The organism is Streptomyces sp. NPDC001100, assembly GCF_053598575.1.
The window spans coordinates 1-26038 of sequence record NZ_JBSFKO010000064.1; the positions used below are offsets into that span (position 1 = coordinate 1).

At 71.1% G+C, this 26038-nt stretch carries 21 protein-coding genes and 3 pseudogenes; 15 read left to right on the forward strand and 9 right to left on the reverse strand.

Annotated elements, in window-relative coordinates:
- The first annotated feature begins 261 nt into the window (after window positions 1–261).
- The 7 genes from ACWDEW_RS46655 to ACWDEW_RS46685 all read left to right on the forward strand — a co-directional run bounded on the left by ACWDEW_RS46655 (window position 262) and on the right by ACWDEW_RS46685 (window position 10440).
- Window positions 262–1071, forward strand: coding sequence for a carbohydrate ABC transporter permease (locus ACWDEW_RS46655; protein ID WP_450522130.1), 810 nt, complete (start codon window positions 262–264; stop codon window positions 1069–1071).
- Entirely contained in the window at window positions 1068–1961 is an 894-nt protein-coding gene (locus tag ACWDEW_RS46660; RefSeq protein WP_450522132.1) for a carbohydrate ABC transporter permease, read from the forward strand. Before ACWDEW_RS46655 ends, ACWDEW_RS46660 begins: the two co-directional genes overlap by 4 nt.
- Before the next feature lie 70 nt (window positions 1962–2031).
- Window positions 2032–3033: an alkaline phosphatase family protein gene (locus ACWDEW_RS46665; RefSeq protein WP_450522134.1), complete on the forward strand. Its 1002-nt coding sequence runs from the start codon at window positions 2032–2034 to the stop codon at window positions 3031–3033.
- A complete protein-coding gene (locus ACWDEW_RS46670) occupies window positions 3030–5981 on the forward strand; it encodes a glycoside hydrolase family 2 TIM barrel-domain containing protein (protein WP_450522136.1) in 2952 nt (983 codons plus the stop codon). The genes ACWDEW_RS46665 and ACWDEW_RS46670 overlap by 4 nt, the downstream gene beginning before the upstream one ends.
- 69 nt (window positions 5982–6050) lie before the next feature.
- Window positions 6051–7898 carry a LamG-like jellyroll fold domain-containing protein gene (locus ACWDEW_RS46675; protein WP_450522138.1) on the forward strand — a complete coding sequence of 616 codons (1848 nt, stop codon included), beginning with the start codon at window positions 6051–6053 and terminating at the stop codon, window positions 7896–7898.
- 26 nt (window positions 7899–7924) lie between these two features.
- Entirely contained in the window at window positions 7925–9598 is a 1674-nt protein-coding gene (locus tag ACWDEW_RS46680; RefSeq protein WP_450522139.1) for a histidinol-phosphatase, read from the forward strand.
- Window positions 9598–10440 carry a hypothetical protein gene (locus ACWDEW_RS46685; RefSeq protein ID WP_450522140.1) on the forward strand — a complete coding sequence of 281 codons (843 nt, stop codon included), beginning with the start codon at window positions 9598–9600 and terminating at the stop codon, window positions 10438–10440. The genes ACWDEW_RS46680 and ACWDEW_RS46685 overlap by 1 nt, the downstream gene beginning before the upstream one ends.
- Before the next feature lie 22 nt (window positions 10441–10462).
- On the opposite strand, the gene ACWDEW_RS46690 is transcribed toward ACWDEW_RS46685, so the two are convergent.
- Genes ACWDEW_RS46690 through ACWDEW_RS46705 form a run of 4 tightly spaced genes read right to left on the reverse strand, consistent with a single transcriptional unit; the run spans window position 10463 to window position 14382 of the window.
- Window positions 10463–10918, reverse strand: a complete 456-nt coding sequence (locus ACWDEW_RS46690; RefSeq protein ID WP_450522142.1) for a MaoC family dehydratase — start codon at window positions 10916–10918, stop codon at window positions 10463–10465.
- A 14-nt stretch (window positions 10919–10932) separates the two neighbouring features.
- Entirely contained in the window at window positions 10933–12564 is a 1632-nt protein-coding gene (locus ACWDEW_RS46695; protein ID WP_450522144.1) for an acyl-CoA synthetase, read from the reverse strand.
- 10 nt (window positions 12565–12574) lie between these two features.
- Window positions 12575–13444 carry an amidohydrolase family protein gene (locus ACWDEW_RS46700; protein ID WP_450522177.1) on the reverse strand — a complete coding sequence of 290 codons (870 nt, stop codon included), beginning with the start codon at window positions 13442–13444 and terminating at the stop codon, window positions 12575–12577.
- Window positions 13445–13464: 20 nt separating this feature from the next.
- Window positions 13465–14382, reverse strand: a complete 918-nt coding sequence (locus ACWDEW_RS46705) for an SDR family NAD(P)-dependent oxidoreductase (protein ID WP_450522146.1) — start codon at window positions 14380–14382, stop codon at window positions 13465–13467.
- Between the two features lie 231 nt (window positions 14383–14613).
- Between ACWDEW_RS46705 and ACWDEW_RS46710 the strand changes: the two genes are divergently transcribed.
- The 4 genes and pseudogenes from ACWDEW_RS46710 to ACWDEW_RS46725 all read left to right on the forward strand — a co-directional run bounded on the left by ACWDEW_RS46710 (window position 14614) and on the right by ACWDEW_RS46725 (window position 17808).
- Complete coding sequence (locus tag ACWDEW_RS46710) at window positions 14614–15039, forward strand: MarR family winged helix-turn-helix transcriptional regulator (protein ID WP_450522148.1); 426 nt, start codon at window positions 14614–14616, stop codon at window positions 15037–15039.
- Between the two features lie 22 nt (window positions 15040–15061).
- Window positions 15062–15850, forward strand: coding sequence for an IclR family transcriptional regulator (locus ACWDEW_RS46715; RefSeq protein WP_450522150.1), 789 nt, complete (start codon window positions 15062–15064; stop codon window positions 15848–15850).
- Between the two features lie 99 nt (window positions 15851–15949).
- Window positions 15950–17139: pseudogene (locus ACWDEW_RS46720) on the forward strand (sensor histidine kinase); the annotation flags it as partial.
- The gene (locus ACWDEW_RS46725; protein ID WP_450522179.1) at window positions 17140–17808 is read left to right on the forward strand and encodes a response regulator; all 669 of its coding nucleotides are present in this window, start codon (window positions 17140–17142) and stop codon (window positions 17806–17808) included. It begins immediately after the preceding pseudogene.
- Window positions 17809–17880: 72 nt separating this feature from the next.
- Here ACWDEW_RS46725 and ACWDEW_RS46730 read toward each other — a convergent pair whose 3' ends face one another.
- Entirely contained in the window at window positions 17881–18330 is a 450-nt protein-coding gene (locus ACWDEW_RS46730; RefSeq protein ID WP_450522152.1) for a peptidase inhibitor family I36 protein, read from the reverse strand.
- Between the two features lie 141 nt (window positions 18331–18471).
- Here ACWDEW_RS46730 and ACWDEW_RS46735 point away from each other — a divergent pair, with 141 nt between their 5' ends.
- Both ACWDEW_RS46735 and ACWDEW_RS46740 read left to right on the forward strand, forming a co-directional pair.
- Complete coding sequence (locus ACWDEW_RS46735) at window positions 18472–19455, forward strand: DUF5937 family protein (protein WP_450522154.1); 984 nt, start codon at window positions 18472–18474, stop codon at window positions 19453–19455.
- 182 nt (window positions 19456–19637) lie between these two features.
- Window positions 19638–20537 (forward strand): annotated as a pseudogene (locus ACWDEW_RS46740) (MMPL family transporter); the annotation flags it as partial.
- Here ACWDEW_RS46740 and ACWDEW_RS46745 read toward each other — a convergent pair.
- Window positions 20538–21347 (reverse strand): annotated as a pseudogene (locus ACWDEW_RS46745) (FAD/NAD(P)-binding protein); the annotation flags it as partial.
- Window positions 21348–21687: 340 nt separating this feature from the next.
- Here ACWDEW_RS46745 and ACWDEW_RS46750 point away from each other — a divergent pair.
- Window positions 21688–22932, forward strand: coding sequence for an Ig-like domain-containing protein (locus ACWDEW_RS46750; RefSeq protein ID WP_450522156.1), 1245 nt, complete (start codon window positions 21688–21690; stop codon window positions 22930–22932).
- Between the two features lie 63 nt (window positions 22933–22995).
- Here the strand turns inward: ACWDEW_RS46750 and ACWDEW_RS46755 are convergent, their stop codons facing one another.
- Window positions 22996–23187 carry a hypothetical protein gene (locus ACWDEW_RS46755; RefSeq protein WP_450522181.1) on the reverse strand — a complete coding sequence of 64 codons (192 nt, stop codon included), beginning with the start codon at window positions 23185–23187 and terminating at the stop codon, window positions 22996–22998.
- Between the two features lie 313 nt (window positions 23188–23500).
- Between ACWDEW_RS46755 and ACWDEW_RS46760 the strand changes: the two genes are divergently transcribed.
- Window positions 23501–24904 (forward strand): glycoside hydrolase family 16 protein, encoded by a 1404-nt coding sequence (locus tag ACWDEW_RS46760; RefSeq protein ID WP_450522158.1) that lies wholly within the window; start codon window positions 23501–23503, stop codon window positions 24902–24904.
- Between the two features lie 29 nt (window positions 24905–24933).
- On the opposite strand, the gene ACWDEW_RS46765 is transcribed toward ACWDEW_RS46760, so the two are convergent.
- Window positions 24934–25455, reverse strand: a complete 522-nt coding sequence (locus ACWDEW_RS46765) for a hypothetical protein (RefSeq protein WP_450522160.1) — start codon at window positions 25453–25455, stop codon at window positions 24934–24936.
- Window positions 25394–26038 (reverse strand): hypothetical protein, encoded by a 645-nt coding sequence (locus ACWDEW_RS46770; protein WP_450522162.1) that lies wholly within the window; start codon window positions 26036–26038, stop codon window positions 25394–25396. Before ACWDEW_RS46770 ends, ACWDEW_RS46765 begins: the two co-directional genes overlap by 62 nt.

Genomic DNA, 26038 nt, shown 5'->3' on the forward strand with positions numbered 1-26038 from the left:
ACACCCCCCACCCCCCCCAACACATACTTCCAACCCCGCCTGCGGATGTATCCCGGGCCCCCCCCCCCCCCCCCGCCGCGGCCGCCCGCCCCGGGGGGGCCCCCCCCCCCCCGCGGGCCGGGCCCGGCCCGGTTCCGTCCCCGGCGCGCCACCCCCGTCGGCACCGTCCGCCCGAAGCGGCGCGGCCCGCTGGCGTACTGGCGGCAGTACCTGGCGATCTCGCCCTTCTACCTGATCTTCGCCGCGTTCTCCTTCTTCCCGGTGTTCTACTCGCTGTACCTGGCCTTCCAGCGCTGGGACGGCCTCGGCGACAAGCAGTTCGTGGGCCTGCAGCAGTTCCGGTTCCTGTGGTCGGACCCGGTCTTCTGGCTGTCGATCCGCAACACCCTGGTGATCTGGGTGCTGTCCACGGTGCCCACCCTGCTGGGCGCCCTGGTGCTGGCCACGCTGCTGCACTCGGTACGCCGCTTCAAGGGCTTCTACCGGATCGCCCTCTACGTACCGAACGTCACCTCGATCGTCGCCGTGGCGATCTTCTTCGGCGCGGTGTTCAGCAACAACTTCGGCCTGGTCAACGCGATCCTCGGCACGGTCGGCATCTCGCCGGTGCCGTGGCTGAGCAACCCGTGGCTGATCAAGGTGGTCATCGCGCTGCTGATGACGTGGATGTGGACCGGCTACAACATGATCATCTACCTTGCCGGTCTGCAGGCGATCCCGACCTCCATCTACGAGGCGGCGAAGGTGGACGGCGCCGGCCCGGTCCGCACGTTCTTCCAGATCACCGTCCCGATCCTGCGGCCGATCATCCTGTTCACCGTCATCATCTCGACCATCAACGGCCTGCAGAGCTTCAGCGAACCCCAGGTGCTGTTCGCCAGCAACGCCGCCAACGCCAACCTCGGCGGCCCCGGACAGGCCGGTCTGACCACGCTGCTGTACTTCTACCAGTCGGCCTTCCTCAACAACGACTACGGCTACGGCGCCGCCATCGTGTGGGCCTTCTTCCTGTTGATCATCGTCCTCGTCGCCGTCAACTGGCGCATCACCCAACGAGGGAGGAAGCCGTGACCACAGCCGACACCGCAGCCGAGCCGACAGCCGAGCCGACCCGGCCGGCCCCGCGCGCGAGGCGGCTGCGCCGCCCCAAGGGCCTGACCGCGCACATCATCCTCATGGCGGCCGTCCTGCTCTCGGTCTTCCCGTTCGTGTGGACGATCGTCATGGCGACCAACACCACCCAGGACATCTACAAGAGCCCGCCGAAGTTCACCTTCGGCTCCCATCTGCTGGAGAACATCCGGCATGTGCTGAACACCATCGACTTCTTCGGGTCGATGCTCAACACGGTCGTCGTCGCGACCGTCACCACCGTCCTGGTGCTGTTCGTCGACTCGCTGGCGGCCTTCACCTTCGCCAAGTTCGACTTCCCCGGCCGCAAGGTGCTCTTCGGCACGCTGCTGCTGTTCATGATGCTGCCGCTGCAACTGGCGATCCTGCCGCAGTTCATCCTCATGTCGAACATCGGCTGGGTGGGCATGCTCAAGGCGCTGATCCCGCCCGCCCTGGCCAACGCCTTCGGCATCTTCTGGCTGCGCCAGTACATCGAGAACGGCGTGCCGGACGAACTCCTCGACGCCGCGCGCATCGACGGCGCCGGGTTCTTCCGCCAGTACTGGAACATCGCGCTGCCGATGATCAGGCCCGCGCTGTCCTTCCTCGCGATCTACGCCTTCGTCGGCGCCTGGAACGACTACGTCTGGCCGCTCATCGTGCTCACCAACCCGGACCACGTGACCCTCCAGGTGGAGCTGGCCCAGCTGAACGTCGGCCACACCACCGACTACAGCATGGTCATGGCCGGGGTGCTGATGGCGTCGCTCCCGCTGGTGCTGGTCTTCGCCGTCTTCGCCCGCGGCTTCATCGCGGGCGCCACCGAGGGCGCGGTGCAGGGCACCTGACCCGCGCGGGCCGCCCCGGCCCGCGCGGTACGCACAGACAGCGGTACGCGCAGGACAGAGGAGGGATCCGGTGACGGACACCGACGCCGAGCGGACGCGGGCGGCGCAGAGCCAGGGGTCCGCCGACCGGGGCGGCACCCCGCGCGGCAAGGTGCTCGTGGTGGGCATGGACGGACTGCGGCACGACCGGCTGGTCCGCTCCGCGGCCCACGCCCCCGTCCTGCACGGCCTGCTGGCCGGGGGCGCCCACGGCACCAGCCTGCTGCCGTACGGCGAGGCCGACGGCCAGGCCGAGGGGGGACCGTGGACGAGCATGGCCTACACCGACTCCGGGCCCGGCTGGTCCAGCGTGCTGACCGGGGTGTGGCCCGACCGGCATGGGGTCACCGGCAACGACTTCGCGGGCGCCGACTACGCCCGCCACCCCGACTTCCTCAGCCGCGCGGCCCTCGCCCGCCCCGGTCTGCGCACCGCCGCCGCAGTGTCCTGGCCGGAGCTGGTCCACCGCGGTGTCCTCGGCCCCGCCGTCGGGCGGCGGGTGCACCACGACGGCGAGAGCGACGGCTACGCGACCGCGGACGAGCTCGTCGTCCGCACCGCCCTGCGCTGGCTCACCGAGGACGACCCCGACCTGGTGTTCGTGTACTTCGGCGCCACCGACGAGGCCGGTCACGCCACGGGCCCCCTCTCCGCCGCCTACGACCACGCTCTTCTCGCCCAGGACACCCATCTGGGGCGGCTGCTCGCGGCGCTCGACGCACGGCCCTCCGGCGAACGGTGGACCGTGCTGGTCACCACCGACCACGGGCACCTCGACACGGGCGGCCACGGCGGCGACACCCTCGCCGAGCGCGAGGTGTTCGTCGTCCTCGCCGAGCCCGGCACGCCCGCCGGCACCCGGCTCGACTCGCCCCGGCTCGTCGACATCGCCCCCACCGTCCTGGACCGGCTCGGCATCCCCGTCGACCCGGACTGGGGCCTGGCCGGACGGGTCCTGCCCGGACCCGTCACGCCACCCCCGCCCCCCGTCATGCCGCGCACCCCGACCGACAAGGGAGCCATCCGCCGATGAACGATCCGTCGATCCACGGGCCCCGGCCCGCCGATCCCCTGATCGCCCTCCGCCCCTGGGAGGCACCCGAGCTGACCTCCTGGGCACGGCTCCCCATGAACGCCGTCGACCGGCGCACCGGAGCGCTCCCTCTGGACGGCGACTGGCGCTTCCAGTTGCTGCCGGCGCCGGACGCCCCGCTCGCGGACGCCTGGTCGTCCGCATACGTGCCGGGCGTATGGACCATGCAGGACACGGACGACCTTCCGCAGTACACGAACGTCCGTATGCCGTATGCGGAATTCCCTCCACTGTCGCCCGCCGACAATCCCACCGGTGTGTACGAGCGGGAGATCGACGTCCCGGCCGAGTGGGCCGGCCGGCGCATCGTGCTCCAGGTCGGCGCCGCCGAGAGCGTGCTGCTCGTGCACGTGGACGGGCGGCCCGTCGGCATCTCCAAGGATTCCCACCTGGCCGCCGACTTCGACCTCTCGGACGTCGTACGTCCCGGCGAGCGCGCCACCGTGCGGCTGACGGTGATCAAGTGGTCGGACGCCTCGCACATCGAGGACCAGGACCAATGGTGGCACGGGGGCATCACGCGGTCGGTGCTGCTGTACGCGACCGACCCGCTGCATCTCGCCGACGTGACCGTGCGGGCGCGCCACGACGGGGAGCTCCAAGTCGACTGCCAGGTACGGGACGCGGGCGGTGCGCTGCCCGCCGGGTGGTGGATCAGCGGTGATCTCGACGGCCGACTCCTCGCCCAGGACGGGGAGTTCGACCGCCTCAACACCGAGGACGACCGCGTCTCCGACTTCCTCGGCGAGGCCCGGATCAGGGCCACCGTCCCCGAGGTGCGCACCTGGAACGCCGAGACGCCCGAGCTGTACGGCCTGACCGTCCGGCTGCACCGGGCCGACGGAACGGTCGCCGACACCTCGTACCGGCGCATCGGTTTCCGTGACGTGGAGATCGTCGGGCGGGACCTGCTCGTCAACGGGGAGCGGGTGTTCATCCGGGGCGTCAACCGGCACGACTTCCATCCGCTGACCGGCCGGACGGTGTCGTACGACGACATGCGGGCGGATCTGGTGCTGCTGAAGCGGTTCGGGTTCAACGCGGTCCGCACCTCGCACTGTCCGAACGACCCGGCGCTGTACGACCTCGCCGACGAGCTCGGGCTGTATGTCGTCGACGAGGCGGACATCGAGTCGCACGACCACGCGCACGAGATCGCGGACGACCCGCGCTACCTGAACGCGTTCGTGGACCGTGTCTCGCGGATGGTGCTGCGGGACAAGAACCACCCGTCGATCATCGTCTGGTCGCTCGGCAACGAGTCCGACTACGGCGCCAACCACGACGCGGCGGCCGGCTGGGTCCGGCGCCACGACCCCACCAGACCGATCCAGTACGAGGGTGCCGCCAAGCGCGGCTGGGCCGATCCGGATCTCGCCTCCGACATCGCGTGTCCGATGTACGCGCCGCTGGAGGACTGTGTCGCGCACGCGTTGTCCGGTGAGCAGACGAAGCCGTTGATCCAGTGCGAGTACTCGCACGCGATGGGCAACAGCAACGGGACCCTCGCGGACCACTGGGCCGCCATCGAGTCAACCCCGGGTCTTCAGGGCGGCTTCATCTGGGAGTTCTGGGACCACGGAATCCTGCAGCGTGTGAGCGACGGAAGACCCACCGGCCGCGCGGGCGCCGGACTCTATGACAACGGTGTCGCCGCGCCCGGTCACCGCTGGGCGTACGGCGGTGACTTCGGCGAGGCCATCCACGACGGCGCGTTCATCGCGGACGGGGTGGTGTTTCCCGACCGGACGCCGAAGCCGGTGATGTTCGAGCACCGGGAGATCGCGGCGCCGCTGCGCATCGAGTGCTTCCGGCACGAGGGCATCGTCCTCGGCAACCACCAGCACTTCCGGGGCCTCGAATGGCTCTGCGGGACTTGGGAGTTGGCGCTCGCGGACGGCCGTACGCTGACCGCTCCGGCCGAACTGCCCGCCCTGCGCCCGGGCGAGACGGCGGCCGTGCCCCTGCCCTTCGGACTGCCGGAGGACGGCGGCGAGGCCTGGCTGACGCTGCGGGTGACCACGGCCGAGGACCAGACGTGGGCGCCGCGCGGCACGGAGGTGTGCGCGCCCCAGGTGCTGCTGCGGGCGGCGGAGCCCGTGTCCGGCTACGCCGCGGGCAGTGGCCGGATCGAGGTCGACGGCGAGGGGCTGCTGATCCACCCGCTGCTGGCGGTCGCGCCGACCCTGTCCCTGTGGCGGGCGCCCACCGACAACGACGAGTTGGGCGGGACGGCCGCGCGCTGGCGGGCCTGGGGACTGGACTCGCTGGTCCGCAAGGTCGTCTCGGTACGGCGGGACGGCGAGCGGGTGACGACGGTCGCCGAGTACGCGGGGGCCACGGGGGTGGTCCGGCACTGTCAGGTGTTCACCCCGGTCGCGGGCGGGGTCCGGGTCGAGGAGTCGGCCGAGCTGCCCGAGGAGTTCGACGACGTGGCCCGGGTGGGCACCGTGTTCGAGACGGTGCCGGGTCTTGATCTGCTGGAGTGGTTCGGCCGGGGTCCGTGGGAGTCGTACCCCGACCGCAGTACGGGCGCGCCCGTGGGCCACCACTCGGTCCCCGTCGACGAGTTGTTCACCCCGTATCTGCGTCCGCAGGAGAGCGGCGGCCGTAACGGGGTGCGGCGGTTCACGCTGTCGGCACCGGACGCCACCGGTCTCACGGTCGACCTCGACGAGCCCCGCCAGGTCTCGGTGACCCGCCATCGCGCCGAGGACCTGACCGCCGTACGGCATCACGACGAGCTGGTGCCGCGCGCGTCCTGCGTGGTGCAACTCGACGCGGCGCACCGGGGGTTGGGCACGGCCTCGTGCGGGCCCGACACCGCACCGCAGTACCTCGTCGCACCGGGTGTCCATCGCTGGAGCTGGACCCTGCGCGTTCTCTGAACCCACCGGTTCGGAACTTCCCGGCTTCGAACTCCCCAGCTTTCACGAGCACTTACCCACGGAGCACACGTGTGTACTTCGCATGACCACGACGACGAACAGCGCGAGAGCGCCCAGGCCGGTGCCGGGCGACGCAGTTTCCTGCGGGCCACCGCGCTGCTCGGTGCCGCCGCCACGGCCGGTGTCGCGCTGCCGGGCGTCGCCGAGGCGGCCCCGAACTCGGCCTCCGCAAAGGCGACTTGGCGGCCCGACACCGACAGCCGACGCTTCACGCTCGCCGTGATGCCGGACACCCAGTACCTCTTCGACGGGCCGAGCATCGACAAGGCGCCGATCGAGGCCTCGCTGCGCTATCTGCTGGAGCACGGCAAGGACGACAACATCGTCTTCCTGTCGCACTTGGGCGACCTGACGCAGAACGGGGCCGTGCCCGAATTCGCCGCCATCGGGGAGGCGTTCAAGCTGCTGGACCGGCGGGGCGTCGGCTACAGCGTGCTGGCGGGCAACCACGACATCAAGTCGTCGACGGACGACCAGCGCGGGGCGTCGCCCTACCTGGACACGTTCGGCCCGCAGCGGTTCAGGAACAAGTCCACGTTCGGCGGGGCCTCTTCGGACGGCTACAACACGTACCACGTGTTCAGGGCGGCCGGGCGGGAGTGGCTAGTGCTGGCGCTGGACTGGCGGCTTTCGGCGAAGGGCTACGCGTGGGCGAAGGACGTCATCGCGCGGCACCCGAAGACTCCGGTCGTCCTCACCACGCACGAACTGGTCGTGGACGACGACACGTTGTCGGACTACGGGCAGCAGCTGTGGGACCAGCTCATAGCGGACCACGACCAGATCTTCCTGACCCTGAACGGCCACTACTGGCCGGCCGGGCGGGCGACCCGCAAGAACGCGGCGGGCAACGACGTCCACCTGCATCTGACGAACTATCAGAACCGCTACTTCGGCGGCGCGGCGATGATCCGCCTCTACCACTTCGACCTGGACCGCGACGTCATCGACGTGGAGACGGTGTCGCCGTGGATCCTGGGCCGGGCCGCGAAGGGCCTCAACGAGCTGGAGCGGCAGGAGATCGAACTCAGCGGCGACGCCGACCGGTTCTCCGTCGGCATCGACTTCGCGGACCGCTTCGCCGGCTTCGACCCGGTGCCGGTCCGTCCGGCGCGCCCCGCGTCGAAGATGGTGATCCCGGGCACGGCCGCCTACTGGCGCTTCGAGTCCGCGGTCTCCGGCACCGTCAGTGACCTGTCCGGCCGGGGCAACGACCTCACCGTGGTCTCCGTGAACGGCGGCACGCTCGGCTGGTCGGCCGACCACCACCCCGACCAACCGGGCCACGGCAGCCTGGAGTTCACGGGTTACAAGTCGCCGTTGAAGGGCGCGTACCTGCGGACCGTCGACGGTGCGCCGCTCAACTCGGCGACGTTCGCGCGGGGTTACACGATCGAGGCGTTCTTCCGGCTGCCCGCCGACTGGGACCCCGACCACAACGCCTGGTCGGGGCTGGTGAGCCGGACCGGTACCGGCGGCGCCGCGGGCAAGACCTCGGACGACCCCGACGAGCCCCTCGCCACGCTCTCCCTGTCCAACGACCGCGAGCCGCAGTGGGCGGTACGCCCGCTCAACCAGGAGGGCATCGCCAGCAACTGGGGCCAGGAGACCCCGCTGGAGACCTGGTGCCACCTCGCCGTCGTCAACGACGGCCGGCACACCACGCTGTTCGTCGACGGCTGCCCGATCGTGCGCAATCCGAAGGCGGCCGCCGTGGGCCTCACCTCGGTCGGCCTGCCCTGGCTGCTCGGCGGATACGAGTACGCGGACAAGATCGACCAGATCCTGCACGGCCGCCTCGGCGACGTCCGGATCGTCTCCCGGGCGCTGCCCGTGACCTCCTTCATGACCCACTGACAGCCTCCAGAGGACTCCCGAAGATCATGACCGAGCAGCAGCTGCCCACCTGGGCCGACCCGTCCGTCTCCCCCGCCGCCCTCGACGCGCAGGGCGTCTCCCGGCGTCAACTCCTGCGCCGCGCGGGCCTGTTCGGCGCCGCGTTCACCCTCGGCGCGGGACCGCTCGCCGCGCCCGCGGTGGCGGCCGGGCGGGGCTACGGCGGCAACGACCCGCGCCTCGCCTACCTCGTCGGCGACCACCACGTGCACTCCGTCTACAGCCACGACGCCAAGTACACGTTCTCCCAGCAGGCGAAGGCCGCCGCGCGGTACGGCCTGGACTGGATGGTGTTCAACGAGCACTCCAACTTCGGACACGCCTCCTACGGCGCGAAGTTGGAGCACGCCGAGATCCTCAAGGCGCGCGCAGAGAACCCGCGCCAGCTGATCTTCCAGGGCCTGGAGTGGTACATCCCGGCCGCCGAGCACTGCACGGTGTTCGCCGCACCCGGCCGCCACGAGGTGGACCTGCTCACGCAGTTCGAACTCGCCTACGACGGCAAGCTGCTGGGCTACACCGAGGGCTCGGCCGGTGCCACGGACACCGCCCGCAACGAGGCCCACGCCGTCAAGGCCGTCAAGTGGCTTGCCGAGCAACGCCGTTCGGGCTACGTCGACGACGTCCTCGTCCTCGCCAACCACCCGCTGCGCCTGGGCATCGACTCCCCGCACGAGATGCGGGCCTGGCGGGACGCGGCCCCGGAGATCATGATCGGCATGGAGGGCGCGCCCGGCGCCCAGGGCGCGGCCCTGCCCGGCTGGCGAGGTGCGACCTCGATCCGCGGCGAGTACGAGAACAAGCCGTCGGCGCAGTCCTGGGCCGGTTATCCGGCGGACGCGTATGTGACGTACGGCGGTTTCGACTGGGCGACGGCGACCGTCGGCGGGCTGTGGGACTCGATGCTGGCCGAGGGCCGACTGTTCTCGATCACCACGAACTCCGACAACCACCGTACGGTCTACGACACTTGGGCCAACGGCGCGTGGCCCGAGGGGCAGAACTTCGACAACACCGGGAAGCTGCCCGACCCGGTGCAGACCGGCACCCCGCAGCCCGGCAGCGACTTCTGGCCGGGCGAGTTCAGCCGCACGCACGTCGGCGTGACCCGTTACGGCTACGGCGCGGTGATGGCGGGGATGCGCGCGGGCCGGGTCTGGGTCGACCACGGGCATCTGCTGGACGGGCTCGACGTGCGCCTGAAGCGGGACTGCGACGGCGGCCGGGGCGTCACGCTGGGCGGCCGGCTGCGGGTCCGCAAGGGCGACCGGCTCACGCTGAGCGTCACCGTGACGACCGCCTCACGCCCCAACGCCCAGGGAATCCTGCCGGAGTTGGCGCACGTGGACGTGATCCGGGGCGCGGTGCGCGGCGCCGTGTCCGACCGGGACGCATGGCGGGCGCCGGACACGAAGGTCGTGCGTACGGCGGACGTGAGCGGCCGCAAGGGGACGTACACCCTGCGCATCCCGGTGACGGTCGGGGACGAGTCCTTCTACCTGCGGCTGCGCGGCAGCGACGGGAAGCGGCACGGCGCGGGCTACCTCGGCGCCGCTGTCGACCCGCACGGCCCGATCCCTCACGAGCCCGGAAACGGTGACCCGTGGGCCGACACATGGTTCTATTCCAACCCCATCTTCGTCGACCTGGCAGGTAACTGATGAAGCGTCAACTCACCGTCCTCGCAGCCTTATTGGGGGCTTTCACGCTCGGCGTGAGCATCTCCTCGGCCGCCGCCGCGACCACCTGGGCGGAGACCGGCACGGCCTACACCGACAGCCTCGGCGGCGGCGAGGGCGTCGCGTCGCGCGCGGACGGCTCGCTGCTGTACCGCGGGCCGGCGTCCATCCCCCTGGACCTGCGCGCCCGGGGCTGGAACCACATCGGTGACCCGGACATCGCGAACGGCTACGTCTTCGACGCCTACCAGGCCGCCGACACGGGCACGTCCAAGATGTTCGCGGTCACCACGCCGTCCGGGACCCGCTACACGTACGTCCACCCGCTCGACTCGGGCGAGAAGATCAACAACTCGTTCGACGCGATCTCGCCGGACACGCAGTGGATGGTGTCGGGCGAGTGGGGCGACCAGTCCAGACTTCAGGTCTTCCCCACTCCCCTGCTCAACCCGTCCACTCCGGCGACGGGCGGCACGCTGCCGCAGGCCGGGCAGATCACCCTGGACAGAACGGTGAACGACATCCAGGGCTGCGACTTCGTGACGGACACCCGGCTGGTGTGCGTCTCCGACGACGCGTCGGGGAGCAAGTTCCCCGAGATCCGCCCGCTCCTCCAGGTCGACCTGCCGCACAAGCTGGACGGCGGGCCGATCACCGGCACGGTGACGAGCCTGTTCGCGCTGCCCCAACGCAGCATCTGCACGGGCACGTTCGAGGCGGAGGGCGTCGACTACGACGTGAACAGCGGGACGTTGCGGGCCGAGGTCGTGCAGCCTGGCGTGTGCGTGGTGTCGACCAGCGTGTACTCGTACAAGCAGCAGTAGCGGTGGCAGCGGTGCGGGTCCCTCAGGCGTAGAACCGCGAGAGGCTCTGCAGGACGGCGGCGGGCTTCGGCCCGCCGTCGATCTCTATCGTGCCGTCGACGGCGATCTGCACTCCGCCCGGTACGTCCTCGACGGAGGCGAGCTTCGCGGCGAGCCGGATGCGCGAGCCGACCTTGACCGGCGCGGGGAAACGCACCTTGTTCAGGCCGTAGTTGACCTTCGTGGACACGCCCTCGACGTCGAGCAGTTCGGTGAAGAGCGGGATGAAGAGGGAGAGCGTCAGATAACCGTGCGCGATGGGCGCGCCGAAGGGGCCTGCCGCGGCCTTCTCCGGGTCGACATGGATCCACTGGTGGTCGCCCGTCGCGTCGGCGAAGGTGTCGATGCGTTCCTGGGTGACCTCGATCCACTCGCTGGTGCCGAGGTCGCTGCCCGCGAGCTTCTTGAGTTCGTCGAGGCCGTTGACGGTGATGCCCATGTCGCTTCCCTTGCTTAAGAGTTGGTGCCGTAGCGCTTGCGCACCCGGGACTTGAGGAGCTTCCCCGAGGCGGTGCGCGGGAGTTCGTCCGCGACCACCACCGACTTGGGGATCTTGTACTTGGCCAGGCGGCCGGCCAGCGAGGCCAGTACGTCGTCGGGGTCGAGCGATACGCCTTCGCGCGGTACGACGACCGCTCGCGGCACCTCGCCCCACTTGTCGTCGGCGACCCCGATGACCGCGCACTCGACGACGTCGGGGTGGGTCAGGAGCAGGTCCTCGATCTCGGCGGGGTAGATGTTCTCCCCACCGGAGATGATCATGTCCTTCATACGGTCGACGATGTACACGTATCCGTCGTCGTCGGTGCGGGCCGCGTCCCCGCTGCGGAACCAGCCGTCGGCGAAGACCGCGGCCGTCTCCTCGGGCAGCCCCCAGTAGCCGGGCATGACATGAGGTCCGCGCACCACGACCTCGCCGGTCTCGCCGACGTCGGTGGGGGTGAGGTCCGGCCGTACGACCCGTACGTCGCTGAAGAAGTGCGGCACGCCCGCCGAACCCGCCTTGCTCACCGCGTGTTCGGCGTCCAGGAACAGGGTTCCGGGCGAGGCCTCCGTCATGCCGTAGCCCTGGAGGAAGGTCAGGCCCCGCTCCTGGTAGGCGGCGATCAGCGGGGAGGGGACCGGGGAGCCGCCGCAGGTGAGGATGCGCAGCGAGGACAGGTCGGCGTCGGCCCAGCGGGGATGCCGGGCGATCTGGTCGAACATCGTCGGCACGCCGAACATGAAGGTGATCCGGTGCCGTTCGACCAGGTCGAAGGTGGCGTCGGGGTCGAAGGACTCGACCAGGACGCAGGTGCCGCCCTTGAGCAGCACCGGCAGGGTGAGCATGTTGAGGCCGGCCGTGTGGAACAACGGGGCGGAGACCAGGGCGCGTTCGTCGGCGATCAGGTCGGTGTCGACGAGGACGTTGAGCGCGTTCCAGGTCAGGTTGCCGTGGGTGAGCATGGCGCCCTTGGGGCGGCCGGTCGTGCCCGAGGTGTACATGATGACGCAGGTGTCGTCGGCGGTGACGGGCTCGTCGATCGGCTCGGCGGCCGCCGCTTCGAGCAACTCCTCGTATTCGGGGCCGACTTCGACGTAGACGCGTACGTCGGTGCTGCCCGGCAGTCCGGCGACGAGGGCGGTGTGCGTCGGGCCGTGGACGAGGACCTTGGCGCCCGAGTCGGCGAGCTGGTAGGCGATCTCGGGGGTGGTGAGGCGGGTGTTGAGGGGGACGAAGACCGCGCCGAGGATGCCGGCCGCGAACAGGGTCTCCAGGTAGGAGGGGTGGTTGGGGCCGAGGTAGGCGACGCGGTCGCCGCGGCGGACGCCCCGGGCGCGCAGGGCGTGGGCGAGGCGGGTGGTTCGTGTATGCAGTGTGCCGTAGTCCATCGACGAGCCGTTGCCGCCCGTCGACGATCCACTGTCGACTGTCGACGAACTACCGGTGACGGTCGGCGAACTACCGGAGACGGCCGGCGAACTACTATGCCCCGCCGACGGTCCACCGCCGACCGTCGGCCGTCCGCCGTGGACCAGAGCCGTACGGTGCGGGGTCTTGCGGGCCCGGCGTGCGGGCCACGACCCCAGTCCCTCGTTGCGCATCCGGTGTCCCTTACATCAGCCCGAGCAGGCGGGCGGCGTTGTCCTTGAGGATCTTCGGTCTGACCTCGTCCTTGATGGGGAGTTTCTCGAAGTCGGCGAGCCAGCGGTCCGGGGTGAGGACGGGGTAGTCGGAGCCGAAGAGGACCTTGTCCTTGAGCAGGGTGTTCGCGTACTGCACGAGCTGCGGCGGGAAGTACTTCGGCGACCAGCCGGAGAGGTCGATGTGGACGCCCGGCTTGTGGGTGGCGACGGCGAGGGCCTCGTCCTGCCAGGGGAAGGACGGATGCGCCAGGATGATCTTGAGGTGCGGGAAGTCCGCGGCGACGTCGTCCACGTGGAGGGGGTTGGAGTACTTGAGGCGGATGCCGCCGCCTCCCGGTACTCCCGCGCCGATGCCCGTCTGGCCGGTGTGGAAGAGGGCGATGGCGCCCGTCTCCTCGATGACCTCGTACAGGTCGTAGGCCACGGCCCGGTCGTTGGGGAAGAAGCCCTGGATGTTGGGGTGGAACTTGAAGCCCCTGACGCCGTACTCCTCGACCAGCCGCCGGGCCCGCTTGACGCCCGCTCGGCCCCGGAACGGGTCGATGGACGCGAAGGGGATGAGGACGTCGGCGTTGGCGGCGGCGGCCTCGGCGACCTCCTCGTTGGGGACGGGCTCGGTGCCGGTCGCGGACTCGGCGTCGACCGTGAAGATCACGGCGGCCATCTTCCGCTCGCGGTAGTAGGCGGCGGTCTCCTCCAGGGTCGGTTTCCGCTTGCCCTCGACCTTGAAGTAGGCGGAGGAGGCGTCGTGGAGGTCGTCGTCCAGGGAGGAGTGGCCCTTGGACGACACCTCCGCGTGGGTGTGGACGTCGATCGCGACGAGTTCGCCGATGTCCATGGGGGCCTTGGGGGGTGTCATCACGCCTCCGGCAGCTTCGGTGCGGGGATGCCGACCGACTGGAGTTCGGCGCCGACCGAGGTGGGGAAGGCGGTGGCCAGGGTGTCGGGGGTCCAGCCGCCGTCGGCGTAGGCCGTGCTGATCTCCTGCGGGTGGGACCAGAGTGCCACCTTGTCGCCGCCGATGCCGATGGCCTGGCCGGTGATCGAGCGCGCGGCCTCGGAGGCGAGGAAGGGGACGAGGGCGGCGCAGTCCTCGGGGGTGCCGAAGCCCTCGCCCTTGCGGAGGAAGTCGGGCAGCGCCTCGCCGTTCTTCATGGCCTCGATGTAGGGGGCGAAGGCGGGGATCGTCTCGGTCATCGCGGTCGCGGCGACCGGCACGATGGCGTTGACGGTGATGCCGGCGCGGCCCAGTTCCATGGACCAGGTGCGGGCGAACGCGGCGATGCCGGCCTTGGCGGCGGAGTAGTTGGTCTGGCCGAAGTTGCCGCGCTGGCCGGCCGGGGAGCCGACCAGGATCAGGCTGCCGCCCTCGCCCTGTTCGCGCATCCGTACGGCGGCGGCGCGGGCGCAGGTGAAGGTGCCCTTGAGGTGGGTGGTGATCACCGCGTCGAAGTCCTCGTCGGTCATCTTCCACAGCACCTTGTCGCGCAGGATGCCCGCGTTGGTGACCAGGACGTCGAGCCGCCCGAACTCCTCGACGGCACGGTTCACCAGCCGCTCGGCCGCCTCGGTCGTACCGACCGGGACCACCTCGGCGACGGCGGTGCCGCCCGCCTCGGCGATCGACTTCACGGCCTGGTCGGCCACCGCCTCGTCGATGTCGTTGACGACCACGGACGCGCCGTGGGCCGCCAGGGCCTGCGCGTAGGCGAGGCCGAGGCCCCGGCCACTGCCGGTGACGACGGCGACCTTGCCGGTCAGATCGATGCTGGGCACGAGCGAGTCCCTTCACAAGGCGATGCGGCTGCCGGCCCCACCGGAGTGCGGCCGCGAGATTGAAGCTAAGAGCAATAATTGTTGACGTCAATAGTTGTTGCCGACGGACCAGGTGCGTCACACTGACTCCGTACCACCGCACGCCCCACCCCGGGGCCTCGACCCAGGGAGCCCGCCATCGCCCGCCAGCAGCACGCCGCGAACCCCCCGATCGACGCGCACGAGCCGTGGATGCGCGGGCTGCACGCGGACACCGGCTACCTCCTGTACCGGCTGGGCCTGCGCTCCGGCCAGCTCTTCAACACGTTCCTCCAGGAGTCGGGCCTGCGCCTGCGCCACTACGCGCTGCTCCGCTTCCTGGCCACGTCCGAGGGCACCCTCCAGCGCGAGCTGAGCACGCGGCTGGGCTACGACCCGAGCGCGATCGTCGGACTGGTCGACGACCTGGAGAAGCTGGGCTTCGCCGAGCGCCGCCCTTCCCCCGACGACCGGCGAAGCCGCATCGTGGTCCTGACACAGGGCGGCCGCGGCTTCCTGCGCGACACGGACGAGGCCGGTCTGCGGGTGACGAACGAACTGCTCGGCCCGCTGGACGCGGCCCAGCGGGAGACCCTGCACACGCTGTTGCAGCGGGTCGCCGAGGACGGACTCGCCTGACGCCGGACAAGGAGGTACGGCGATGACCAGCACCCGGCCGGACACGACCGCCCACACCGGGCACACCGCCCGCTCCGCTCCCGACCGGCTGCTCGCCGTGCTCGCCGCCTTCGACCACGAGCACACGGCCCTGTCGCTGTCCGACATCGCCCGCCGGGCCGGGCTCACCCTGACCACCGCACACCGGCTCGCCGGCGCCCTCACCGAGTGGGGCGCGCTGGAGCGGGACGCGTCCGGCGCCTACCACGTGGGACTGCGCCTGTGGGAGATCGCGGCACTGGCGCCCCGCGGCCTCGCCCTGCGCCAACTGGCGCTGCCCTACCTGGAGGACCTCTACGAATCGACGCACGAGAACGTGCAGTTGGCGGTGCGGGACGGCACGGAGGTCGTCTACACCGAGTGGATCTCGGGCCGTTCGGCGGTCGGCGTGCACATCCGGGTGGGCGCCCGCTGGCCCCTGCACGCCACCGGCGTCGGCCTCGCCCTGCTGGCCCACGACCGACCGGACCTCCAAGAGGCCTACTGCACGGGCGAGTTGGCGTCCTTCACGCCGTACACGATCACCGATCCGGTACGGCTGCGGCGGGTGCTGGCCGAAGTGCGGCGCGTCGGCGTGGCGGTGAGCGACCGTCAGGTCACGGACGACGCGCTGTCGGTGGCCGCCCCGGTGCGCGGACCGGGCGGTGCGGTGGTGGCGGCCGTGTCGGTCGTGGTGCCTCAAGTGAACGCCCAGGTACCGGCGTTGATCCCGGCGGTCAGGCTCGCGGCGCGCGGGATCTCGCGGGCGCTCGGGTGGCGGCCGGAGCCGTGACGGGATCCGCCGGGCCCGCGCGGATATCCCTCTCACCGGCGAGGCCCTGCCGGTGTGACGTCGCGATACCGGAACGGCCCTTGCCCCGAGGAGCCGCTCATGCGTGTGCAGCACTGGTTCGCGCCGGTCGTCGCCCGGCTCAGGACAGCCAATCCGTACACCGTCGACTCCGCGCTCGCCGCGCTGGTCCTGTTCGCGGTGTCGTTGCAGTGGCTCTTTCCCGACGAGGGCGGTGATCCGCTCAGCTGGCAGGGCTGGCTGCTCGGGGCCGGTACGGCGGTGCCGCTGGTGTGGCGGCGGGCGGCGCCCTTCGCGACGGCGTGGGTGATGTCGGCGGCCACGCCCGCGATGGCGGTGTACCACTCCCCGCCGCCGGACGTGAGGTACGGCGGTCTCGTCGTCCTGTACACCGTCGCCGCCCGGTGCCTTCCCTGACAGCGGCGGCTGATGCTCGCGGGCCGGCCGGCCGGCGTGTCCGTGGTCATGCAGCACAAGGAGCACGCCCAGCCCTTCGAGTACGCCTTCCATCTGCTGAGCGTGCTGTGCGCCTACGGCCTCGGCAGCCTCGCCCGGGTCCAGCGCGCCTACACCGCGGCCCTGGAGGACCGCGCCCGGCGCCTGGAACGCGAGCGGGCCGCCGACAACGCGCGGGCCACGGCACAGGAACGGGCCCGGATCGCGCGGGACATGCACGACATCCTGGCCCACGCGGTGAGCCTGATGGTGGTGCAGGCGGAGGCCGGTCCGGTGGTCGTCCGCAGTGATCCCGAGCGGGCCGAGGCCGCGTTCGAGGCGATCGCGGGGCGGGCCGGGACGCGATGGCCCGGCTCCGGCGCATCCTCGGGGTGCTCAAGGAGGAGCGCCGGGACGGGAGTTCGGGCCACCGGCCGCAGCCGGGGATCGCCGCGCTGCCCGGTCTGGTTCGCCAGGTCGGCGAATCGGCCGGTCTGCGCGTCGGGTTGAGAGCGGGCGGGCAGCCGCGCCCGCTGCTCCCGGACACCGAGGTCGCCGTCTACCGCGTCGTGCGGGAGGCGCTCACCAACACCGTCAAGCACGCGCACGCCTCGGCCGCCGCGGTCGAACTCGACTGGACGGAGGACGAGTTGGTGCTGACGGTGACGGACGACGGACGGGGCCCCGCGGGGACCGCGGGCGGGCACGGGCCGATCGGACTGCGGGAGCGGGCGGCGGCCTGCGGGGGCACGGCGCAGACCGGCCGCGGTCCCGACGGCGGCTTCCGGGTCGTCGTACGGCTGCCCGTCGCCACCGACCGGCAGGGCGGCCCTGGGGTGAGCATCCGGGTGGTGGTGGCCGACGACCAGGAGCTGGTGCGCAGCGGCTTCAGCATGATCCTGGAGGCGCAGCGGGACATCGAGGTGGTCGCGGAGGCCGGGGACGGTGCCGAGGCGGTCGCCGCGGTGCGCCGGCACGCGCCCGACGTGCTGCTGCTGGACATCCGTATGCCGGTGATGGACGGCCTGGAGGCGGCCCGTCAGGTGTGCGCGCGGTCCGCCTGCCGGGTGGTCATGCTGACCACGTTCGACCTGGACGAGTACGTGTACGAGGCGCTGTACGCGGGCGCCGGCGGCTTCCTCCTGAAGGACGTCCGCCGTGACGACCTGGTGCACGCGGTCCGGGTGGTCGCGGCCGGCGACTCGCTGCTCGCGCCGACGGTGACCCGGCGGCTGGTCGCGGACATCGTGCGCCGGCGCCGCGCGGAGTCCGTCGCCGAGGTCGCTCCCCGGCGCCTGGAGGTCCTGACCGCCCGCGAGGAGGAGACGCTGCGGCTGCTCGCCCGGGCCCTGTCCAACGCCGAGTTCGCGACGACCCTGTTCGTCAGCGAGCACACCGTGAAGACCCATGTCAGCAATGTGCTGGGCAAGTTGGGGCTGCGGGACCGGGTGCAGGCGGTGATCTGCGCGTACGAGACGGGGCTGGTGACACCGGGGGCGGCCTGACGAGCCCGCCGCGAGCGGCACGGGTCGGGCGGGTCCCGGTGCTCCGGGGCCCGCCGATCCGTCGTCCGCCGGTCAGCAGATGGACGACCAGCGGTGCGAGCGGAGCTTGTAGTTGAGGTTCGACCAGGTACCGCCGTGCTGCGCGATGAAGTAGCAGGTGGTACCGCCGTAGTTCGCACCGTCGTAGAGGACGACCCAGTCGTACGAGGACGACGTGCCGTTGTTCTTGGCCGACCCGACGACCTGGTTGTCGGCCCAGGAACACACGACGGGAGCGCTGTACCAGTCCGTGTCGGCGTTCGTCCACGTGCACCGGCTGCCCGTGCCGGCGGTACCGGTCCAGATGCACAGATCACCGCTCGGACAGTCCCACGCCGCCTGCGCCGAGGCACTCGCCGAACTCGGTGCGATCAGGCCCAGGGCCGCCAGGGCGAAGGCGATCGCCGTGGCGAAGAGGGCTCTGCGGCCCCGGCGGGGTGTGCGGCCGGACTTCCGGTCGTGCTCCTTCGCGTACGAGGACATCCCGTGGCCTTTCTCGTGGAGGGTGCCAACTGGCCAGCCGCTGGCGGGAATTCATGTTCCTGGGCTGGTTATGTCCCTGTCATCCTCATGCGAGTGCGATGACACTTCGCAGGTCGACAACGGGGGCCGACGGGGAAACGGATGCTCCGCTTTCATTTCACGCAGGAGGACCTCGCCAGGGTCAGAGTGGCGACCGAGCCGCACGCGCTCTGGGAGATCGCGGTCAGTCTGCACCGGCTCCAGACCCGTGAAGGCCGCTGGGCCTACGCGCCCTGGTTCCGCACCGCGTGCGACTCGTTGCGGCGGGCCGGGCTCGAAGGGACGGTGAAGTCCTTCCTGTTGCCGCTCTTCCCGCGCGCCAGCTACTTCCCCGACTTCCTGACGCCACTGGAGGGCGCCCACGGGCTGGACGCCGGTCTTGAGGCCGTTCTGGCGACGCCGTACGAGCGGGTCGCGAGCGAGGTCGGCGTGCTCACCCGGACCGTCGGTGCCCCGGCCTGGGCGGGCCGGCTCACCGGGCGGGACCTGCGCGAACAGCTCGTGGGCGCCCTGCGCGCCTACCACCGTGCCGTGATCGCCCCGCACGAGGAGGCCATCCAGGAACGTCTGCACGCCGAGCGGGCCCGGCACGCCCACACCCTGTTCCGCGCCGGGACCGAGGGCATGCTCAACGGACTGAGCCCCACGGTCCGCTGGCGGCCGCCGGTCCTGGAGATCGATCCGTATCCGGACCACCGCGACGTCCACCTCGACGGGCAGGGACTCCTCCTGATCCCCTCCCACTTCTGCTGGCACACTCCCGTCGCCCTGGCCGACCCCGGGCTCCCGCCCGTTCTGCTCTACCCCCTCCACCACCGGCCGGAGACGGAGTCGCACACCGATTCCCCGCCCCTGAACGTGCTGCTCGGCCCCACCCGTGCCGCCATCCTGAGGGCCAGCGCGACCGGCTCCACCACCACCGAGGCCGCCCGCCTGGCCGGTGTGACACCTACGACGGCCAGCCATCACACGGCCGTCCTGCGCGACGCGGGTCTGATCACCAGCCACCGCCACGCCAACACTGTCCTGCACACCCTGACCCCGCTCGGCGCCGCCCTGCTGCGAACCGGGCGGGACAGCCGCTGACGCCGGCTCCCAACCCCCTTACCGGGAGCGGGGATTCCTCCCCCGCGGGAGTGAGGGGCACCTCCGTCTCGCCCGTACGACCGAGCCGCCGAAACCCCTCGCTCCGGCGATCCGGCGCCCCCCCCTCCCCCGCCAGTCTGGGACGCATGTCGTCCGATGCCGATGCCCCGCCGGGAGGGACCGTGCTCGTCTCACTCGCCCGGGCGGCGACCCGCCGTCCGTTGACCGTGATCAGCGTCTGGGTGCTCTTCCTGCTGCTCGGGTTCGGGCTGGGGACGGGCGTGTTCGGGCGGCTGTCCGACAATGTGCCCGAAGTCCCGGGCACCGAGTCGGAGTCGGCCGCGCGGTATCTCGACCGGGTCGATCGGGACGGTGAGACCGTCACCGGTGTCGTGGCGGGCGTCGCGGTCTCCGACCCCGCCCTGCGCGACCGGGTCGAGCGGGCCGTGGCGGGCGTCCGCGCGCTCGCCGGGGTCGCCGCCGTACCGGACCCGTACACCACACCCGGCCTCACCTCGCGGGACGGGCGCGCGCTGCTGATCCCCGTCACGCTCAAGGGCGGCCTGGGCGACGACGCCGAGGAGCACGCGGTGGACGCGGCGGCCGACCGGATCCGGGAGACAGAGGCGCCCGAAGTCCATGTCAGCGGCGGCCCGTTGCTGGGGAAGCAGCTCGGCGAGCGGGCCCAAGGGGACGTGCAGCGCGCCGAGTTGGTCTCGCTGCCGGTCGTACTCGCCCTGCTGCTGGTGGTGTTCGGCGGTCTGCGGGCCGCCGCGCTGCCGCTGGTGATCGCGGTCAGCGGGATCGCGGGGGCGTTCGGGGCACTGTTCGCCTTCAGCCAGGTCACCGACATCTCGGTGTACGCGATCCAGGTGACCACGATGCTGGGGCTCGGACTCGCCGTGGACTACGCCCTGTTGATGCTGGTCCGCTTCCGCGAGGAACGCCGGGAGACACCGGACGTGGTGGAGGCGGTGCACCGCACGGTGGCCCGGGCGGGCCGTACCGTGCTGTTCTCCGGGCTGACCGTCGCCGTCAGTCTGACCGGTCTGCTGGTCTTCCCGAGCACGTTCCTGCGCAGCGGAGCGGCCGATGTGCCGGTAGACGGTGCGGCGCAGTTCGCTCAGGGTCAGGTCGCGCGGCCAGTTCGGTGCCTCCATCGGGCCGGCCGGTCCCAACGCGTGGGGCTGCGGCAGGAGTCCGCCGCGGGAGGCGGCGTGGACGGTGCGTTCGGGGTGGTCGAGGGTGAGGGCGAGGTCCACGGCGGTGAGGCCGGTGCCGACGAGGAGGAGGTCGGCGGTGTCCTCGCGTACGGCGTCCAACGCACCGGGTGTCCAGGGGGAGTTGACGAAGCGGGGCGAGGTGCGCAGTGCGGGCGGGGCCCAGGCGGATGTGGGGGTGGCGGGGCCGGTGGCGAGGACGGCGCTGTCGGCGGTGAGGAGGCCCCCGTCGGCGAGGTGGAGTTCCACCGGGCCCGTGGGGGTGCCGGTACAGCTCTCCGCGCGGGTGCGGAGCCGGCGTACGGAGACGGTGCCGTGGGAGCGGACGACGGCCTGGGCGAGGGTGTCGGCGAGGTAGGCGCCGTAGCGGTAACGGGTGGCGAAGTCCGCGGCGCCGACGGTGGGTTCGCCGTGGCGGCACAGCCAGCGGGTGAAGTGGCCGGGGGCGTCGGGGTAACAACTCATGCCGCCGGCCGGGACGTTGAGGCGGTGACGCGGGTCCTGGGTCGCGTAGGCGGTGCCGCGGCCGGCTTCCGGGGCCGGGTCGACCAGCACCAGGTCGAGGGGGGTACGGCGCCGGGTGGCCGTCTCGCACAGCCGGACGGCGGTCAGGGTGCCTGCCGCACCCGCTCCGACGATCGCCGTGGTGGGCCGCTTGCGGACTTCGGTCACGAATACCTCCGGCGTGGTCTGCCGCGGAGCCGCCGAAACGGAACTCCGCCTTCAGTTCCTTCCTCACTATTCCGACCGGGTTGATGGGGAAGCCATGGCGGGACGGGGATCCCACCGGATACTCAGGGCACCGGCCGGTGCGTTCATACTCTGTTCACACTCGCGGAGCCTCCGACAACCGTGGTTTCAGGCCTTCTTTCAGGTTCTCTTCAGAGGAATCTCAGGTTGGGGCCCTGGGATTCAAAGATTCAACCCAGGGAAGTGACGCAGGATGCAACGGCACTGGTGATCTCGTCGCGTACGGCCAGGGGTGTACGCGGCATATGGAGGAAGGCCTGCCGTGGGCGTGTCGCACATATCCAACCGGTCCGAGAAGCCGTCGGAGAGGTGGTCCCGGCGAGGGATCCTCACCGTGCTCGGGGTGGTGCCGGCGGCCGTGCTGACCGGTTGCAGCGGCTCGGCGGGCGCCGCGGAGAGCGCTTCGTCCGGGGGTGCGTCGGCGACGGCGTCGGTGAAGGCCGCGAAGACACCGACCGTCACGGTCTCGCCCGCCGACGGCACGAAGAAGGCCGACTTCTCGGCGCCGGTCACGGTGACGGTGACCGACGGCACGTTCGCCACGGTGAAGGTGACCGGCAACGACGGCTCCACGCTCGCCGGGACCTTCAACGACGCCAGGACGAAGTGGACGTCCACGAAGAACCCGTACTCGGGCACGAAGTACACGGTCGCCGCGCAGGCGCAGGGCGCCGCCGCGAAGACCGCGACCTTCACCACCAAGTCGCCCGGCGAGACCTTCGTCGGCTATTTCACCCCCGAGGCGAACTCGACCTCCGGCGTCGGCATGCCGGTGTCGATCAACTTCACGCACGCCGTCAAGGACCGCGCCGCCGTCCAGAAGGCGATCACGGTCACCGCCGAGCCCGCCGTCGAGATCGTCGGCCACTGGTTCAGCGACACCCGCCTCGACTTCCGCCCCGAGACGTACTGGGCGGCCGGCACGAAGATCACGCTCAGCCTGCGGCTGAAGGACGTCGAGGGCCAGAACGGCATCTACGGCATCCAGTCCAAGGACGTCACCTTCCACATCGGCCGCGAGCAGATCAGCACCGTGGACCTGTCCAGCAAGGAGATGGTCGTCAAGCGGGACGGCAGGACGCTGGCCACCTACCCGGTCAGCGGCGGCAACGCCCAGCACACCACCTGGTCCGGGATCATGGTGATCAGCGAGCGGTTCAAGCAGACCCGCATGGAGTCCTCGACGGTCGGGCTCGGCGACGAGTACGACATCTCCGACGTCCCGCACGCCCAGCGTCTGACCACCTCCGGCACCTTCGTGCACGGCAACTACTGGGCGTCCACCTCGGTGTTCGGCCACGAGAACACCAGCCACGGCTGCGTCGGCCTGCACGACGCCAAGGGCGCGAACAACACGTCGGTGGCGGGCTACAAGTTCTACGACAGCTCGATGCTCGGCGACGTCGTCATCGTGAAGAACTCCGGCGAGAAGACGGTCGCGGCGGACAACGGCCTCAACGGGTGGAACCTGTCCTGGGCGGACTGGAAGGCGGGCAGCGCGGTCTGAGGCCGTGCCGCGGGTGAGCGCCCGTCCCGCGGTGGCGAACGCCCGTCCCGCGGTGGGGCGGGCTCAGCCGCCGCCCGAGCGGATCCACGGCCACTTGGCGAAGCAGACCACCACAGGTCCGACGAGCATGGCCAGCATCCACAGTCCCACGCCGGCCGGCGAGTAGACGTAGTACTGCCAGTCCTCGGGCAGGGCCCCGGGCGCGAGGAAGAGCACGGTCAGCGTGACCCATGTGACCAGCACCGTTGCCACCATGCGCACGGCCACCATCGTCGCCGGCCCCCTCCGTGACTGCCCGGTTCCCGTGGTCGAACAGTACGCTCCGCGACTCGTCGGCCCACGGCTCCCCCCGCGCCCCGCCCGCCGGGGGCCGCGCGGAAACCTCCTCTTTCACCCGCATTCACCGCCTTCATCACCTGAACTCCCGCACGGCGAAAGGACTTTGCCGGCTTCACCTCTTGACGACCGGAGTGGCGGAGAGCACATTGACCGCGCACCCGCTGCGTGAGAGCGCTCTCAGACAGCAGGCGCGGCACCCACACCCCCACTCCGTATCCGAGAGGCCCCCATGAGTGAAACCTCCGGCACGCAGCGCAGACCCCGTCCCCTCCGGCGTGTTCTGATCGCCGCCCTCAGCACCCTGGGCCTGGCGATCGCCACCGCCACGGCCTTCACCCTGCCCGCGGACGCCTCCGCGCCCACGCCCCCCACGGGCTGGACGCAGGTCTTCCTGGACGACTTCAACGGCGCCGCCGGCACCGGCGTCTCCACCACCAACTGGCAGTACGACACCGGGACCTCGTATCCGGGCGGCGCCGCCAACTGGGGCACCGGCGAGGTCGAGTCGATGACCTCCTCCACCAACAACGTGGCGCTCGACGGCAACGGCAACCTGTTGATCACCCCGCGCCGGGACTCCTCCGGCAACTGGACCTCGGGCCGCATCGAGACCAACCGCACCGACTTCCAGCCGCCGGCCGGCGGGAAGCTGCGCGTCGAGGCCCGCATCCAGATGCCGAACGTCACGGGCTCGTCGGCGCTCGGCTACTGGCCCGCGTTCTGGATGCTGGGCGCGCCCTACCGCGGCAACTACCAGAACTGGCCCAGCGTGGGCGAGTTGGACATCATGGAGAACGTCCAGGGCCTCAACACCGACTGGGCGACGATGCATTGCGGCACCAGCCCGGGCGGCCCGTGCAACGAGACGACCGGCATCGGCGGCAACACCGCCTGCACCGGCACCACGTGCCAGGCCGGCTTCCACACCTACGCCATGGAGTGGGACCGGTCCACCAGCCCCGAGCAGATCCGCTTCTACCTCGACGGCGTCAACTTCCACACCGTCAACGCCAGTCAGGTCGACGCGACCACCTGGGCCAACGCGACGAACCACGGCTTCTTCATCATCCTGAACGTGGCGATGGGCGGCGGCTTCCCGGCGGCGTACGGCGGCGGCCCCACCAGCGCCACCGACCCCAACCACCCGATGACGGTGGACTACGTCCAGGTGCTCCAGTCCACGGGCAGTGGGAGCGGTACCACGACCCCGCCGGCCGGCAACCGGGACGCCTACAGCGCCATCCAGGCCGAGTCCTACGACAGCCAGTCCGGCACGGTCGCCGAGACCACCACGGACACCGGCGGCGGCCAGGATCTCGGCTCGATAGCCAACGGCGACTGGGCGCTCTACAAGGGCGTCAACTTCGGCTCCACGGCAGCCACCCAGTTCTACGGCCGGGTCGCGAGCGGTGCGGCGAGCGGGGTCAGCGGTCTGGTCCAGGTACGCCTGGACAGCCCGACCGCGACCCCGATCGGCAGCTTCGCACTGGCCAACACGGGCGGCTGGCAGTCATGGAAGACGGTCCCGGCGAACATCAGCTCGGTCACCGGCACCCATGATGTCTACCTCACGTTCAGCAGCGGCCAGCCGGCGGACTTCGTGAACGTGAACTGGTTCGACTTCGGGCACTGACACCCGACTCCCCACGGGGGCAAGGGGCTTCACGCGGGTGCGTGGGGCCCCTGCCGCGTCGGCGCGATCATGCGGTGCATGACGGCCACGGGAAGGGCCGGATTCCGAGCGGCGTCCACGGCGCTGCGCTCGTCGAGGAGCAGCAGCACCAGGGACGCCGGCGGCAGGGCCGGGTTTCGCCGGGCCGGGTGGTACACCTCCGGGGCGGTGTCCTGGGCCAGCCTGAGCGCGGAGTCCGGGGACAGTCGCCGGTCTTCCGCCGCCCGCCCCCGCACCTCGCTGTCCGGATCGCGGCTGAACCGCTCGACGAGATCCTCGCCCGACGCGGGATCGTCGAGCGCGAGGAGACGCATGCGCGGGCGCGGGTCGTCGGCGAAGCGCAGCAGGCCGTCGCGGGGGAAGTTGGGGTGGTTGCGCGGACGGCCGGGGAAGGAGAAGCTGCCCGACCACCAGGACCACACGTCGAGGAGCAGGTCTCCGGGTGCGTCGTCACAGGACTCGGTGAGGAAGAGCCGTACGACGCGGTCCTCGTCGTGGGCCAGCAGATCCACGACGTCGGGGGGGAAGGTGCACGGCACGGGCCACGCTCCGGCGGATCAACAGGTTGGCGGACGAGGCCAGTTGCCTCATGGCGGCAGGGTCGTCGTGCAGGGCCGCGACCCACCACAGGGCGTAACTGCGGTCGTCCGCCGTGATGTCGGGGACGGTCCCGGCCATGGCGGTGATCTCGGCCGGTGTGGCGGGCGGGCGGGACTCCGGGGACGGCGCCAGGTCCACGCCGACGCGCGCGCCGCGTCGGCGGCTGTCATCCTGCTCCTCCGCCATCTCGGCCAGCACCCCGTGAACGGGCAGCCCGGCGGTGGCGGCCAGAAGCCTGTCCCACTGGTCGCGCGAGAGACTCCCGCTCTCCGCGGCCCTCCCCCAGACGTTTCGCGACGGATGGACCACGGCCGCGTCCAGCACCTCAGGCGGAAGATCCGCACGGTACAGAAAGCTCGCCTCTCCGGCGTCGAAGAGGCTGACCAGTACGTCCGCCGGGGCGGCCGGGTTGAGGCCCAGTCCCGACAGCCAGTCCCGGGCGACACGCCCGGTGGGCCCCAAGCCCTCGGACAGTGCGGACCAGACATCACTCAT